At 41.0% G+C, this 15,190-nt stretch carries 12 protein-coding genes and 1 tRNA gene; 6 read left to right on the plus strand and 7 right to left on the minus strand.

The annotated features are described in order from the left end of the window. From ACKPCE_RS02185 to ACKPCE_RS02205, 5 genes are all read right to left on the minus strand, one after another. Window positions 1-3,117, minus strand: a complete 3,117-nt coding sequence (locus ACKPCE_RS02185) for a SusC/RagA family TonB-linked outer membrane protein (RefSeq protein ID WP_319504032.1) — start codon at window positions 3,115-3,117, stop codon at window positions 1-3. A gap of 827 nt (window positions 3,118-3,944) precedes the next feature. Continuing rightward, window positions 3,945-4,637: a YjjG family noncanonical pyrimidine nucleotidase gene (locus ACKPCE_RS02190; protein ID WP_319505905.1), complete on the minus strand. Its 693-nt coding sequence runs from the start codon at window positions 4,635-4,637 to the stop codon at window positions 3,945-3,947. Between the two features lie 75 nt (window positions 4,638-4,712). After that, window positions 4,713-5,570: a Cbp1 family collagen-binding glycoprotein adhesin gene (locus ACKPCE_RS02195; RefSeq protein WP_319504033.1), complete on the minus strand. Its 858-nt coding sequence runs from the start codon at window positions 5,568-5,570 to the stop codon at window positions 4,713-4,715. Window positions 5,571-5,599: 29 nt separating this feature from the next. Next, window positions 5,600-6,280, minus strand: coding sequence for a 16S rRNA (cytidine(1402)-2'-O)-methyltransferase (rsmI, locus tag ACKPCE_RS02200; RefSeq protein WP_319504034.1), 681 nt, complete (start codon window positions 6,278-6,280; stop codon window positions 5,600-5,602). Between the two features lie 7 nt (window positions 6,281-6,287). Beyond that, window positions 6,288-6,830: a DUF8457 domain-containing protein gene (locus ACKPCE_RS02205; RefSeq protein WP_319504035.1), complete on the minus strand. Its 543-nt coding sequence runs from the start codon at window positions 6,828-6,830 to the stop codon at window positions 6,288-6,290. A gap of 108 nt (window positions 6,831-6,938) precedes the next feature. Between ACKPCE_RS02205 and ACKPCE_RS02210 the strand changes: the two genes are divergently transcribed. From ACKPCE_RS02210 to ACKPCE_RS02230, 5 genes are all read left to right on the plus strand, one after another. Continuing rightward, window positions 6,939-7,538 (plus strand): thymidine kinase, encoded by a 600-nt coding sequence (locus ACKPCE_RS02210; protein WP_024995837.1) that lies wholly within the window; start codon window positions 6,939-6,941, stop codon window positions 7,536-7,538. A gap of 11 nt (window positions 7,539-7,549) precedes the next feature. After that, window positions 7,550-8,686, plus strand: a complete 1,137-nt coding sequence (locus ACKPCE_RS02215) for an AI-2E family transporter (protein WP_319504036.1) — start codon at window positions 7,550-7,552, stop codon at window positions 8,684-8,686. Window positions 8,687-8,766: 80 nt separating this feature from the next. Beyond that, window positions 8,767-8,842, plus strand: a tRNA-Lys gene (locus ACKPCE_RS02220). Window positions 8,843-9,239: 397 nt separating this feature from the next. Further along, window positions 9,240-10,013, plus strand: a complete 774-nt coding sequence (locus tag ACKPCE_RS02225) for a class I SAM-dependent methyltransferase (RefSeq protein ID WP_319505906.1) — start codon at window positions 9,240-9,242, stop codon at window positions 10,011-10,013. A 109-nt stretch (window positions 10,014-10,122) separates the two neighbouring features. Then, entirely contained in the window at window positions 10,123-10,671 is a 549-nt protein-coding gene (locus ACKPCE_RS02230; protein ID WP_319504037.1) for a hypothetical protein, read from the plus strand. Here the strand turns inward: ACKPCE_RS02230 and ACKPCE_RS02235 are convergent. Together ACKPCE_RS02235 and ACKPCE_RS02240 are read right to left on the minus strand one after the other, a co-directional pair. After that, entirely contained in the window at window positions 10,668-11,411 is a 744-nt protein-coding gene (locus tag ACKPCE_RS02235) for a DUF5131 family protein (protein ID WP_319504038.1), read from the minus strand. The genes ACKPCE_RS02230 and ACKPCE_RS02235 overlap by 4 nt on opposite strands. Window positions 11,412-11,660: 249 nt before the next feature. Beyond that, the gene (locus ACKPCE_RS02240) at window positions 11,661-14,075 is read right to left on the minus strand and encodes a glycoside hydrolase family 2 TIM barrel-domain containing protein (RefSeq protein WP_319504039.1); all 2,415 of its coding nucleotides are present in this window, start codon (window positions 14,073-14,075) and stop codon (window positions 11,661-11,663) included. Window positions 14,076-14,382: 307 nt separating this feature from the next. On the opposite strand from ACKPCE_RS02240, the gene ACKPCE_RS02245 reads away from it, so the two are divergent. After that, window positions 14,383-15,189 carry a GNAT family N-acetyltransferase gene (locus tag ACKPCE_RS02245; RefSeq protein ID WP_319504040.1) on the plus strand — a complete coding sequence of 269 codons (807 nt, stop codon included), beginning with the start codon at window positions 14,383-14,385 and terminating at the stop codon, window positions 15,187-15,189. Window position 15,190 lies beyond the last annotated feature (1 nt).

Genomic DNA, 15,190 nt, shown 5'->3' on the forward strand with positions numbered 1-15,190 from the left:
TTAAAAGTTTAAACTTACTCCAAAAGAAAGCGCACGTATAGCAGAATAGTTTGCTTGAGATTGCCCTTCAAGATATTGGCGAGGATCCATTCCTTTGCGTTTTGAGAACAGCGCCACATTATCTGCTGATATGTATATACGAGCATTGGTAGCAGTCAAAGACTTCAGCCAATTAGAAGGAAAAGTATAACCCAAAGTTATATTTCTTAAATTAAAGAAAGAAGCACCAATTAAAAATCTTGAAGAAACCGAATTTGAATTTTGCGCGCCATCAAGAACAGGCACATCAGTATTCTGATTCGTTTCGGTCCAACTATTTAAAATATCTTTATGCCAGTTTTCTCCGGGTGAGCTGCCTGCATGCATAGCGCTCATATACATTGCATCAAGAATCTGACCTCCTAATTGAAAGTTTGTTGAAATTGCTAAATCAAAACCTTTGTATGTAATGTCAGTAGAAAAGGCACCAATAAAATCAGGTAAAGCAGTTCCTAAATCATATTTGGTAGCTTTTGTATAGTCATTAGTAGTTTCCTTTGTTACACTACCATCAGTACCTTTAACATCCATATACCATAACGCATCGCCATTAGCAGGGTCAACGCCAGCATATTCATATGTGAAGAAGTCATACACAGTTCCTCCTTCCATCAAACGATAGTATGTGCTATGTGTAATCCCATTAGCTCTTTTTTCTTCCGGCAAATTAAGTATTTTATTTTTATAATGTGTTCCATTAAATGAAACATTCCATGTAAGATCACGAGTTTTTATAGGTGAGCCGGAGACAGTAAACTCAACTCCTTGATTTCTCATATCAAGAAGATTCATTGGAACGTATGAAATTCCAGAAGAAATTGGATAAGGCATATTATAAAGCATATCTACAGTTTTCTTATTAAAATACTCTAATTCAACCTTTAACCGATTATCCCATAGTCCAATTTCAGCACCAATATTAAAATTATAACTTGTTTCCCAAGTAAGTTCTTTATTTCCCCTATAGGTTTCTACTAAACTAAATGAACCATTATTATTACTCACAGCATATTGCTTCATGTAAGGTTGATAAACAGGTTCTTTATCCTCATCAAGTATTCCGTCATTACCTTGAGTTCCATAACTCGCTCTCAATTTTAAATCAGAAATCCAATCTAGCGATTTCATAAAATCTTCCTGACTCATTCTCCAAGAACCACCTACAGACCAGAAAGTTCCTCTCCTATGATCTGGATGAAATTTAGAAGACTCATCTGTACGTAAGCTTCCTGATAAATAATATCTATCCAAGAAATCATAATTAATACGCCCGAACCAGCTTTCCATGCTATGTTCCTGAACGTAAGAATCCATGTCTCCCATTGTTATAGCATTATTAAATTCTGGATTATCATTTACGTAGAAACCATATTTATGAGTATATTGATAACTTCTTTTATATGAATAAGATTCATGCCCTAACATGACATCAATATTATGATCATTAAATCTTTTCACATAGCTCAACAGCTGATTTGCCGTAAATGTTTCATACCGATTATTGTATTTATATGTACGTCCACCTACTTTCTGAGCATCACCAAAAGCTTTATTCATGTGCAAAGTACGAAGGCTATTTAACACATCATATCCTGCATTAACACTGAATTTAAAATCATTAAACAGTTTTAGATTTAAAAAGCCTCTACCATTAAAGTTATCGCTGATAGATTCATTCCGATTCAATGAAGAAGTTGCTGCAGAATTTTGATTAGAGAACCCTCCCATACGAGATCCATAAGTACCATCTCCAAAATCATAAATCACAGACCCATCATCATTATAAAGTCTATTTCCACTAGCATCGTAAGCATACACTGGGTAAATCGGCGCTATTTTTTGAGTGAACATAAACGCATTAGAATAATTAGATAAGCTACTTTGGCTTCCTGCATTCTTTTCCGTTCTTGCATACGAAAGATTTGTCCCCAAATCAATCAAATTATTAACCGTATGATTAATGTTAGCACGAGCTGAAAAACGGTCAAAGTCTGTATTTCTTAAAATACCCTCATCTGTTAAATATCCTAGTGACAAATAATGATTCGTTTTATCATTTCCTCCTTGTAAATTAATATTATATTCTTGACGAACACCGTTTTTAAGAGTCTCATCTGCCCAATCATCAGTATACTTTAATTTAGCAGAAGTTAATTCACCAGATGTTGATACGACAGCATTATTAGCTACATTGATATACGGATTATACCCACCTAAGTCGGAAATTAAATTTTCTGAAGCAAATGTCGCATTCTCCTGATTTTTCAAAACAGTCCAATATGTTTTTAAATATTCACCAGGGTCTTTCATTATATTATATTCTGGTATCCCCCTTGAATTAATCCCCCAACGTGCATCAACAGAAACTTTAGTTTTAGCAGCTTTACCTTTTTTCGTCGTAATCATAACGACTCCATTTGCAGCACGCGACCCGTATAAAGAGGCGGACGCTGCATCTTTAAGGACTGATATACTTTCTATGTCTGCGGGATTAATTGTATTTACAGCTTCTTCATTAAATGGCATTCCGTCAACAACATACAACGGAGCAGAAGAAGCACTAAAAGAACCGACTCCACGAATTCTTATTTTCGCATTTTCACCAGGTTGACCAGATTGATTAATTACCTGTATACCGGGAGCTGCCCCCTCCAGTGCTTTAGAAACAGAAGACACTTGAAGTTTAGATACTTTTTCACCGCTAACAGAAGAAGCCGAACCTGTAAAAGACCCCTTCTTGGCTGTACCATAGGCTACAACCACAACTTCGTCAAGAATCTCTGCATCAGATTTGAGAACAACTTTCACCGTAGGTTTAATTGCCACTTCCTGACTCTGCATACCTATATATGAAATCTGCAGCACTTTAGCTGAAGAAGGTATGTTTGACAACGTAAATTGGCCATCTACATCAGTAATGGTACCTACTGTAGTACCTTTAACCAAAATAGAGGCTCCTACCACCGGCAAGCCGTCTTCCTCAGATATAACAGTCCCTGTTACTTTCTGAGTTTGAGCAGTTACCAAACCGATACCTACAAAAAGGCAGGTTAATAACAACATTAATTTTCTTTTCATAAATTCTCTTCTCTTAAAGTTTAACTTAACATTAATTTGTTCTATACTCTAACAAATTGCAAATTTATTAATATTATATGAAAAAACAAGGATTTTCGAAATAAAAGCCGAAATATATAACAAATTGTTAAAAACAAACCCTAATTGATGTTATAAAACAGAGAAAAAACAGTTATAAACTACAATTCATAGGTAAATACCTAACAAATTGAGGAATCATAAATTAGCAATTTAACGAGAAAGAAACAGCAGAAAGACAGCAGAAAGAGATAATTCGCATTTTTACATTTATAATGCGACTCAGTAAGTATCACGCATAATATATGCGACAAGGAGCGGCAAGACTTTGGTAAAACATAACCAACTTTTTGAAAAACATAACCGACTTTTTCAAAAAGATAACGAGCAATTTTAAATCATAAACCGTCTTTTGGTTCATGAGCAACCGTCTTACGGTCATAACACGGTTTCTCAGGAACCTTTTGCTACCGTGCGAACCGGCGCGAGACACCGTGTTAATTCCAAACCATTGTGGTTATTAGGTTATTACAGGGCACAAACTGCGGAGTTTCGAATGTAACGAAAACGGCTAATCCGCAAAATAAATACATAAAGAAACTAACGAAAAGTCCTATATACAAACAACAAACAGATGTATGTTTATAAGGAATAATCGCCAAAAAAGTTGGTGATACTTGGTGATACTTGGTGAGGCTTTTTTTTAGCCAAGTGTCACACATAAGAAATTGATAATCAAGACATTGCAAGATTGGTGATACTTGGTGATACTTTTTTTCTATCATTTTATGAGGACGCAGGCGTTTTTTCTATAATATTCCCATCACTTCCTTCAAGCTGCTAACCTCATAGGTTGATTGAAAAGGAACATCGGCTGTACCCTTTACATTGTAGTATAGTTGATGCATGCCAATACCGTGTGCTCCGGTAATGTCAGCCTCCCAGCTATCGCCAATCATAAGTGACTCATTCAGATCCGACTGCGTAGCTGAGAGGGCAAAGTGAAAGATTTCAGGCCAGGGCTTCATCACACCGATATCTTCGGAAAGAATCACTTTTTTGAAATAACCGTCAATGCCTGCCGAGTGCATCTTGCGGAATTGAAGTTCGCGAAAACCGTTCGACAAGATGTAGAGGTTGTAATGAGGTGCCAAGTATTCCAGCACTTCTTTGGCATGAGGCATCAGTGCGCTCTTGGTTGGAATCAGCTCAAAGAAATTGGCCGAGTAGGTTTGCGCCAATGTTTCGTCAAACACACCCACACTCTTGAGCGGATAGTAAAAACGTTCATTATTAAGCTGCTGCTTGGTTATTTTGCCATCGCCATACTCCGCCCATAACTTCACATTGATATCCTGATAGATGGAGTAGAAATGATGAAACGAGTCGAAGTACCGATTAAATTGATACTTGTGATAAATTTCTTCGAACGTATTTCGGGCATTTAGTGAGAACGCCCAAAGCGTGTCGTCCAGATCAAAAAACAGATTTTTATACTTCATTGATAAGATAGAAAAAAAGCCGGTATGCTCATCAGCGTGAAGCATACCGGCTATCATTAAAACCAGGTTCTATATTTACTTCACCTGAATAACCAAATACTTAGATACGCTCCAAAATTCTTTCGGGTTGGAAATGCGAAGAGTAAGCTGACCCTTGTCGTCCTTATCAAGTGTGTAAGAACTTGCCGGGTGGTTGGTTAACACTTCTGCACGTTTGGAGTAAAGCTTTACCTCTTTGGTAGTGCGAACATCAATCTGTGTAAAGTAGTCCTTATTAAAATCAGAACTCTTCAAGACATCACCGCTCTGCAAAATCTTCTGAGACTTCAGTTCCGCTTTGGTTCCAAACACATACCAGGCGGTATTGATGGCCTTGTCTTGTTCAGAAACCGTTTTTGCTTTCGCTTCATTTTCGGCACTAAGATTCTCCTTGTCAGCTGTCAGTCCGGTAACTGCTTCGTCTAACTCCTGAATGCGGATATTCTTAGCAGCCAGTTCGGCCTGCAACTCTTCAATGCGTTGAGTCTTGGCAGCCAGTTCGGCAGTAAGTGCTTCAACCGCTTTCTTCAGTTGAGCCGAATTATTTTTGCTATTCTTCAACATAGACTGCAATTTAGCAATCTGTGCCTTGTTCTCTTCCATTGTCTTGGTAATGAACTCGATATCAGAGGCTATTTGCTGTTTGGCAGAAGCCGCATTTTCAGTAATGGTTCCTCTTTGCAAATCAACACGGCTTTCGGCGGCATTGATCTGACGGAATCCTTCCTGAACTTCATTGAATGTACCCATCATCTCGTCCAGCTCTGAATTGCGTTGTGTCAATTCGCTCAAGAGTGAGTCATTTTCAGCTCTAAGTTGTTCACTGCTTCCACCTTTATTGTTACAAGAAGCAAAGAATGCTGCGCACATAATTAATACTACTAACTTTTTCATACGCTTTAATTTTACGTTTCTTAATTAAGTTATTTTTTATCGTCTATTCCTGCTAAGATAATCACAATCTCGCCACGCGGCTCGGTTGCGGTAAAGTGTTCCACCAGTTGAGCCAACGTGCCTCGCACGGTTTGTTCATGCAGTTTTGAAATCTCGCGCGAAACAGCAGCCTGCCGTTCAGCCCCGAAATATTCCATAAACTGGGTGAGCGTTTTCAACAAGCGGTGGGGTGATTCATAAAAGACCATGGTACGCGGTTCATCGGTAAGCGACTTTAGTTTCGTCATGCGTCCCTTCTTCTGGGGAAGAAAACCTTCAAAACAAAACCGTTCGTTGGGTAACCCCGAAGCCACAAGAGCCGGAACAAATGCAGTTGCCCCCGGCAGACACTCCACATCAATACCATTGCGCACGCACTCACGTACCACCAAAAAGCCCGGATCGGAAATACCCGGCGTACCGGCATCCGAGATCAGCGCCACTGTTTCACCTGCTTTTATTCTATTAACAACGCTCTCTACCGTTTTATGTTCATTAAATTTATGGTGAGACTGCATGGCATTCTTTATTTCGAAATGCTTCAGCAGAATACCCGATGTACGCGTGTCTTCGGCCAGAATCAGATCGGCCTCCTTCAGCACCCGAATAGCGCGAAAGGTCATATCCTCCAGATTTCCTACCGGCGTAGGCACTACAAACAGTTTTCCCATGTCGTTGTTAATTATAGAATTTCCTTATCAACTCCGTAAAGTCGGCCAGCGTTTCCTCGTCACACTGATCATCCACGGCGAAAGATACATATCTTATTGCTTCATCGGCAGAAGAGCACCCCTCCAGATGGAGCAACGTTTCATTCATTTTATCAGAGTCGCCCCCGAAAAGTTCTCTCGCAAAACGAAACGTATCGTTCAGGCTCATCGCCTTTCGCAGACTTCCCGCCCTTTTAATCCTGTCGGCCAAAATCACAGTTGGACCCGATTCAACAATCGGTATGACCGGAACAACAACCTCTTCAGACACAATCGGCTCAACAGGTTCAGTCGGTTGCACCGAAAAAACATGCTGAACTGCCGGTTCTTCTGATGTAACAGGTATTTGCGCATCAAGCTGTTGCGCCAAGGCATCCAGGTGCGCATGCATCTGGCGTATGCTACGGCGTGCCACGTCTTTCAAGGGCGATTGCGGATCGCGCTCAATGGTATCTATGAGATACTTCAGTTCCTTTATATCGAGTTCTATATCAGTCAATAATGTTTGCATATCATTTTCATCTGCGAACGATAGCGCAAATGTAGAAATAAATAATGAAATAATATCTTTAAGCCAACAAAAGTGTTATTTTTGCAGCTAATTATAACACACTTTAAAATGGTACTATTTTCGGAAGATCAGATACATGAAACAAAAATGAGAGGAAGAATTGAGGTAATCTGCGGCTCCATGTTCTCGGGCAAAACAGAAGAACTCATCCGCAGGTTGAAGCGCGCCAAGTATGCCAAACAAAGGGTTGAAATATTCAAACCGGCCATCGACGTGCGCTACTCGGAAGAGAACGTGGTGTCACATGACAGCAATACCATTGCTTCCACACCGATTGATTCTTCGGCCAGTATTCTGCTCTTCACTTCGGAAATAGATGTTGTGGGCATTGACGAAGCACAATTCTTTGACGACGGACTGATTGATGTATGCAATCAATTGGCCAACAACGGAGTACGCGTAATCATTGCCGGACTTGACATGGATTTCAAGGGTAAGCCTTTCGGCCCCATGCCGGGTCTTTGTGCCATTGCCGACGAAGTATCTAAGGTGCATGCCATCTGCATGAAATGCGGACAGCTTGCTTCTTTCTCTCACCGTACCGTGAAGAGCGACAAACAGGTTTTGCTGGGTGAAACCGCCGAATACGAACCCCTTTGCCGCACTTGCTATAACCGGGCTATAGAAGAAGATAAGAATAACCTCTAACTTACCCGACCATGCTCGAGAAGAAAATCACATTCGACAGTTTCATACGGATGGTCCTGAGCATGGCCATCATAGTTGGCATACTGATGTTGGTAGAGCGGCTGAGCGGCGTACTGCTGCCGTTCTTCATTGCTTGGCTCATTGCTTACCTGCTCTATCCACTGGTTAAGTTCTTTCAATATACATTAAGGTTGCGCAACCGCCTCCTCTCCATTTTTGCTGCATTTGCCTCTATAGGTGCCGTAGGAACAGCTGCTGCCTTCCTACTCGTTCCACCGGTGATGGAAGAGTTTACCCGCGTGAACGACCTGTTGGTCATGTACTTTACTGATGAACTGAACACGAACACCATACCTCACAACCTGTCTGAATTCATCCGGCAGAACATTGATGCAGAGGCAGTAAACAAATTGTTTAGCCAAGAAAACCTGTCGGACATGGCTAAAAACATCATGCCCAAGTTATGGGCTATGCTATCTGATTCCATCGACTTTCTATTCAGCATCTTCGCCTCGTTCATCATACTGCTGTATATTGTGTTCATTCTGCTCGACTATGAATCAATAGCCGAAGGTTGGATTCACCTGTTGCCGGTAAAATACCGGGGCTTCGTGGCGACTTTGGTCAGTGACATGCAAAAAGGCATGAATACGTATTTCAGGGGACAGGCATTGGTGGCATTTTGTGTAGGCATACTGTTCAGCATCGGCTTTCTGCTGATAGATTTCCCCCTGGCCATAGGTTTGGGATTATTCATCGGTGTATTGAACCTAGTTCCGTATCTTCAGATTATCGGGTTCATACCCACCATTGCCCTTGCCATGCTGAAAGCTGCTGAGACGGGAGAAAACTTTTGGGTAATCATAGCCATGGCACTGGTAGTGTTTGCCGTGGTGCAACTCATACAAGACGGCTTCTTGGTTCCCCGCATCATGGGAAAGATTACCGGACTGAATCCCGCCATCATCTTACTATCGCTCTCCATTTGGGGATCGTTGATGGGCATGCTCGGTATGATCATTGCACTACCCATAACCACTTTGCTACTTTCGTATTACCAGCGTTATATTATAGGACGTGGACAAGAAAATAATTCACCTACGGAATCCTCTGATAATGAGCAGATAAGCGATTATACCGAAAAATAAATGAAATATTTCCCCGCCAAATGCTTGCATTTAAAAGAAAAGTCCCTATCTTTGCACCCGCTTAACAGCAATAAAGGATTGATTCGCTAGCTCAGCTGGTAGAGCACAACACTTTTAATGTTGGGGTCCTGGGTTCGAGCCCCAGGCGGATCACCAAAAGAAAGGAGTTCATTTTGAGCTCCTTTTTCTTTTTTACTTCACTAAAAACGGATAAATTGGATCATACCGAAATCCTGATGGATTGTCATGTTAAGCATAAATTTTAGATAATCTGAATAAGAAAAACACCATATCTATACTGATACAGCGATAATAATCAAAATTCTTCGATTTCACAAAAAACATTTTATATCTTTGCATCATGACAATAACATTGAATTTGGATTTGGTGTAGTAAACAATCTGTGTGTTTGATACAGGTTGTCCTTTCGTTTACTCTCGAATAGTTCTTTTCGAGGGTTATTTTTCTATTACTATTATTTTAGTTTTTAATCTGCATACGATGTTGAATAGCATTGATATGTTTTCGCACGTATGCCAATACACCAAAACAATGAGTTACGATAATAAAACAATTCACGATTTCGATTTTAATTTAATCTGTGAGTATTTCTCAAACGTTGAACGTCAAGGACCCGGTAGCCCCGAAGCAACCATAAAGGCACTAGGATTTATTGATAATCTCTCTCCACAATCTCGGATTGTAGACTTGGGGTGTGGAACGGGCGGGCAAACTATGACGCTAACCAAACATACCACGGGTCAGGTTACAGGGCTAGATATTTTCCCCGATTTTATTGATATATTCAACCGAAATGCAGGCTCACTTGGTCTTTCCGACCGGGTGAAAGGTGTAGTAGGTTCGATGGACAAATTGCCATTTGAGAAAGAATCTCTGGATCTTATCTGGTGTGAAGGAGCTATCTATAACATCGGTTTCGAACGAGGTATGAAAGAATGGCGCGACTACCTGAAAACAGGAGGATATATTGCAGTATCTGAAGGTTCTTGGTTTACCGCCCAACGACCCGATGAAATATATGATTTTTGGATGGCGCACTATCCTGAAATAGACACTATCTCTCATAAAGTTGCTCAAATGCAGGATGCAGGATATTTGCCCGTTGCAACATTTGTTTTGCCGGAGAGTTGTTGGACTGAGCATTATTTTACTCCGTGCAGCAAAATTCAGGAGGCATTTCTACAGAAGCATGCAGGTAACCTAACGGCAGAAGAACTGATTGCCGGCCAACGGTATGAGAAGGAGTTGTACTCCAAATACAAAGAGTTCTACGGATATGTGTTCTATATCGGTAAGAAAATCTAGGCTTTTGAATGTATATTACGTATATTTGCGTCATGTAAATTACGTAATATACAAAATCAATATCATACTTACAGCCTTAGTAATATGGGTAAGTTCTAATGAATCAAAAATGGATAAAGAGTATTTAGATAGTTTTGAAGATAAGCTGCAGGAGGAATTGCTGCGCTTGTGTACATCATACAACATGCTAGATGGTAAACTGCTTGCCACCGATGACATAGACAATCAGTGGAATGTGCTGGCACCAGAATACATGGCAGATGCCGTGGGACAAATCAATGAATATCCAACTGTATCGGTCGCTTGGGCTGCTTATCTGGGTTTAGCCATTGCTTACGGATGGGACACTGATTGGGATTTCATTTCGAAAGCTGCATACCAATCGTTCTATGGCGAACAGGGTTTTGATGATATGGATGAACATATAGTAAGGGATTTGCTAGGTATCCCCTTGGATAGCGAAGAGGCTCAGAATTTGGAAAGTATGATTCGCAGAAGTGCACAGACAGCGGTGGCACTCATTAGGGCTGAACAGATAGAGCCTCAAAGTCCGATGGCTTTTTATGTTTTTGCACGCGCCGTGAAGGTCCTGTTTCGCATAGGAGTTGCCATTGAGTTGAAACGATTAGGATATAAGTTCGAAAAGGTAGAGTACTAAAGGTTGATCCCTGCTTTACGTGCCTGAGAATGTTGAAACTGGCGTTTGATGGAATAGAGTTTACCGTCCTTAATAAACTTTGCACCCGTCTGTTTAAACCAGAATGAAACGTTGTGTTCCATGCATACGTTACGAAGTTCCATCACCCAGTCGTAATCGCACGGGCGAGATTCGCTTCCCGACTCTCCGCCTGCAACCACCTGTTCAATCCACGTGCCAATATTGAAAGGTTGTAAGTCTATTTTTTCCAAAAGTGGTTCACAGATGATGATTTTATGCTTAATGGGTGCTTCTTTGTAAATTGGTAAACGATAATCGGCACATGCCTGATTCTCCACCGTGCAACAGATGGTAACGTTATTATACCCATCGTTCCAGTCCTCAGGCATGCACTGCGCAAAGCGATCAATACGTTTTGTGATAATCAAGAAATTGAGATCGCTGCGTTGTTGCATCATTTGCCAAGCTTCCGAACGCCACGGGTCGGCATCTTCAACAAAAAAGTCGGAAGTAAAGCAGGTGTATACCAATGTTCCCGCAGGAACTTTATAATCTCCGTTACGTTTCTTGCGTAAAGGCAAATCAAAATTCTTAGTTTGTGTTACCACCGAGCTATCTATATCGCGTTTGGCATCTCCACGATAAACATAGCAGTGCTTGCAGCCGGGACTTAACTTATGACAACCGTGCCACAAATTCCACATCATTGATCCTTTAACAATAGCATTCGTTGGGTTCATGAGACTTTCATTATAATCAAATGGTGAAGACCAATTAGACCTTACTTCCAGCACAAAGATAAGGTAATTGTTCATTATTAACAATCTCAATGCAAGCTTCTTGTTCCTTATGTTGTTTTTCCAAATACTACACTTTATATTGGCATGATTCGATAAAGTTCAAATAGTTAAAAAGCCAAATCGCTAATGATTGAACTAGCGATTTGGCTTTGGCAAATGATAAACAAGCAAAATACAATATCCCCTGTTTTATTTTTCTACTTGTAAGGACACTTCTGCTCCTTGTAAAAGGGGTGATGTGAATTTCACCTTCACCGGTCCTTGTTTGCCGACCGACTGTATATAAGCCAATAAACGTCCGCGATAGACGCGTTGATGATTATCGGTATAATCACCCATATCCTGATTATCCGATCCTTCTAATCCGAGTAATTTGGCAGGGCCTTCAACTTCACATGTAATGTTATTGTCGGCCAGCTTAACAGCAATGCCATTTTCATCAACCACCTCAATGGTTATGTGAGCTACCGCTCGATCACCCGAAAGGGTTGCACGATCGGCAGTTACTTTTAACGCATACGGACGACCGGATGTTTTAATAGAGTAGTTTGACATAACGCGGCCGTCTTTGTCGCAACCTTCGGCTACCAACTCACCGGCCTGATAAGGAATGTCCCAACTGATAATCCCTGTTTTCTGATCGTATGGTTTCATTTCACCCACAACTTTCCCGTTCAGCAACAAGCGTGCCTGTGGTGCATTGGTGTAACAAACCACCCGAATAGGTTGTCCGGCTTCATAATTCCAGCTATCCCATGCATCGATAGACAGGTAATTGTGTTTGGGATAAGTTCCGATGTAAGTAACCGGTTTCTCTGACCAGAGAGAAGCCCGGAAATGTCCGCGAGGTTTGGTGAAACTACCCAGATCAAGCAAACCTGTGTAAAGTCCGCGTGAAGGCCAACTGCCGGATTCCCCCAGGTAATCGGTTCCTGTCCAGATAAACTGACCGAAGATAAATTCTTTATCGCGCACAGCACACCAAGCTTCATAATCAGAACGGTTTTCGCTACCGTAAATGATACGTTTGGGATAGGTGGCATGATCCTGATCATAACGATCCTCGGTATAGTTGTACCCAACGACATCAACAGCTTGCGGATAAGCAGTCTGGTTTGACATAACCACTCCTGCCAACGCACCGGTTACCGGACGAGAAGTATCTACAGCACGTACACAAGTTGCCAGTCGTTTGGCAATAATGCCAATTCGCATGGCGTCGGGAGCTTTCGGATCATATCCTCCAAACATGGGCTGACTGATGGTTGACCCGTCTAATATGGGGTGCGAATAAGGATCATTAGGATAATCAACTTCATTGCCAATGCTCCACATAAAAATACTGGGATGATTGCGGTCTCTGCGTACCATATCAGTCACATCGCGCTCAATCCATTCTTCAAAGAAATCGAAAGTACCATCGAAACCAGGCTTGCCTACATTCCATCCTTGCAGCCACTTGCGTTTTGGGAACTCCCATTCATCTGAAGCCTCATCCATAACAAGCAATCCCAATTCATCACACAACTCATAAACCACGGGTGCTTGCGGGTTGTGGCTCATACGAATAGCGTTTACACCTATTTCTTTGAGATTTTGCAGACGACGTTTCCACACGTCATGCGGAACAACAGCTCCTAATAAACCGGCATCGTGATGCAGACAAACGCCTTTCACTTTCATCCATCTGCCATTGAGCGCAAAGCCCTTGTCAGCGTCAAACTTCAAAGTTCGAAGTCCCACTTTAGTTTCACTACCATCGATACGTTTTCCATTACTTAAAAGTTCTGTTTTCAATGTGTAAAGATAGGGAGAGCTTAAATCCCATCTTTGCGGTTTGGGAACTTTCAACGTAACAGTTTCTTTCGTCATCCCTTTTTTACCGTCGGACACGCGAACGCGTTTGCTGGCAACCTGCTTGCCATCAGCATCAAAAAGGGTGGCCTGTGCTTCTAATCGGGCAGTTGTGGCTGCATGTTTTTCAACCTCCATGTCGACCACCACCGAAGCCATTTTATCATTTATTGAAGTGGCGTGCCAGCCTATTCCCCATTGAGCAAAATGAGTATCGGGAGCTGCAATCATCCATACATCCCGGTAAATACCCGAGCCGGTATACCAACGTGAATCGGCATAACGACTGTGATCAACCCGAACAGCCAATACATTGTCTCCTTCTTTGAGGTAAGGAGTCATGTCATACAAAAACGAGATATAACCGTTGGGACGCTTACCCAACAGATGTCCGTTGAGGTAAACTTCACTGCGGTTATAAATCGCTTCGAAATAAATGTAATGACGGGCGGCTTTATCCGCTATATTAAAGTGTTTGCGATACCATGCAATTCCTCCCGGCAGGTAGCCGGTGCAACTAGCCAGCGTGGGTGACAACTGAGCCTCAACCGACCAATCGTGTGGTAGTGACAGTTTTCTCCATTGACTGTCGTCAAAAGCCGGGCGAACAAACGTGGAGTCGTCCGACAGGCTGAACAGCCAATGTTCATTAAATAGTTTCGCATCTCCGAATGAGACCTGCGCCTTCAGCGGGCTGCCTGCAAGGAAAGCCGCTATAAGCAGGGCGATAAAGTAAAAGAATCTCTTCATAAAAGTATATTTATAAGTTATAAATTACGGTAGTGACACTTCCGGCATCTAGTATAACAGGCTGACCTGAAATCACAATCCCCCGGTGAGGTTCTTATTTTTTAGTACAAAGGTACAAATATAGGATTTAGTCCCAATCATTTATCTCTCCAATCGTGCGTTAAGAGCGTACAAATCAATCAAAAAGATTTCATCGAACTCACGTTATTTAATAACAAGAAAGAAATCAAAGTTATTTTTTAATTCAGACTTCATGTTATATTGCTGTCTATGTATATATTTGCAAATAAACCAATTCATCATTATTATGATACAGTTAAACATAAAGGATTACTCCAAAGTAATCAATCCCATTCTAAAAGTTGAAATTAACAGTTTATTTGCCCGCGCAGTAATTGACCAAAAAGTAAAAGGGCAAATATATGTAGATAATGCGGAAAATCCTCAAACATTTTATGTGATACATCCTTATGGCATGTCTTTGTTATTTGGAAAAAGTGATAATAATGAATTCAATAACCAGTTCAGGAGTTACGTATTCAATTCAAGCGGAAAGAGAATAAAAGATGAATGGATGCAAGCCTATCCTAATGAATGGGGCTCTACTATTAAGAAATTATTTGGGGAAACAGAACCAATTGTTGAATACCACAAAAGAACTCATTTTAAGTTCAACAAAGATAAGTTTTACCAAAACAAACAAATTTTTCAAAACGATTCAGAAGTTGATAAAATTCAGATTAGGGAAACCTCTTCCGCAGACTTCAACGAGATGAGAGGAACCGTTATACCATCAATGTTTTGGAACAATTCCGAGGACTTCATAACCCATAGCATAGGATATAGTTTGTTTTACGAAAACAAACTCGCAGCCATCGCTTTCGGTGCTTATATTGAAAAAAACACGCTAGAGCTAGGCATAGAAACTTGTGAGCAATATAGAGGGAAGCATTTCGCCTATAAAGTATGTTGCGCATTAATAGATTATTGTTTAGAGAATAATTACTGCCCGGTCTGGGCCTGTAGGTCAGGAAATGTTGGATCATACCAACTAGCTCAAAAATTAGGATTTGAAGCGATTTACGAAAACTCATACTATCATTTAAAGGTTTAGC

Source organism: Bacteroides graminisolvens, assembly GCF_963666085.1.
In the GTDB taxonomy this organism is placed as follows: Bacteria; Bacteroidota; Bacteroidia; order Bacteroidales; family Bacteroidaceae; genus Bacteroides; species Bacteroides graminisolvens.

Bases quoted from the DNA above. Each gene is read 5' to 3' on its own strand.
- ACKPCE_RS02185 (WP_319504032.1), bottom strand. From the start codon at position 3,117: ATGAAAAGAAAATTAATGTTGTTATTAACCTGCCTTTTTGTAGGTATC.
- ACKPCE_RS02190 (WP_319505905.1), bottom strand. From the start codon at position 4,637: ATGAAGTATAAAAATCTGTTTTTTGATCTGGACGACACGCTTTGGGCG.
- ACKPCE_RS02195 (WP_319504033.1), bottom strand. From the start codon at position 5,570: ATGAAAAAGTTAGTAGTATTAATTATGTGCGCAGCATTCTTTGCTTCT.
- rsmI (WP_319504034.1), bottom strand. From the start codon at position 6,280: ATGGGAAAACTGTTTGTAGTGCCTACGCCGGTAGGAAATCTGGAGGAT.
- ACKPCE_RS02205 (WP_319504035.1), bottom strand. From the start codon at position 6,830: ATGCAAACATTATTGACTGATATAGAACTCGATATAAAGGAACTGAAG.
- ACKPCE_RS02210 (WP_024995837.1), top strand. From the start codon at position 6,939: ATGGTACTATTTTCGGAAGATCAGATACATGAAACAAAAATGAGAGGA.
- ACKPCE_RS02215 (WP_319504036.1), top strand. From the start codon at position 7,550: ATGCTCGAGAAGAAAATCACATTCGACAGTTTCATACGGATGGTCCTG.
- ACKPCE_RS02225 (WP_319505906.1), top strand. From the start codon at position 9,240: ATGAGTTACGATAATAAAACAATTCACGATTTCGATTTTAATTTAATC.
- ACKPCE_RS02230 (WP_319504037.1), top strand. From the start codon at position 10,123: ATGGATAAAGAGTATTTAGATAGTTTTGAAGATAAGCTGCAGGAGGAA.
- ACKPCE_RS02235 (WP_319504038.1), bottom strand. From the start codon at position 11,411: ATGAACCCAACGAATGCTATTGTTAAAGGATCAATGATGTGGAATTTG.
- ACKPCE_RS02240 (WP_319504039.1), bottom strand. From the start codon at position 14,075: ATGAAGAGATTCTTTTACTTTATCGCCCTGCTTATAGCGGCTTTCCTT.
- ACKPCE_RS02245 (WP_319504040.1), top strand. From the start codon at position 14,383: ATGATACAGTTAAACATAAAGGATTACTCCAAAGTAATCAATCCCATT.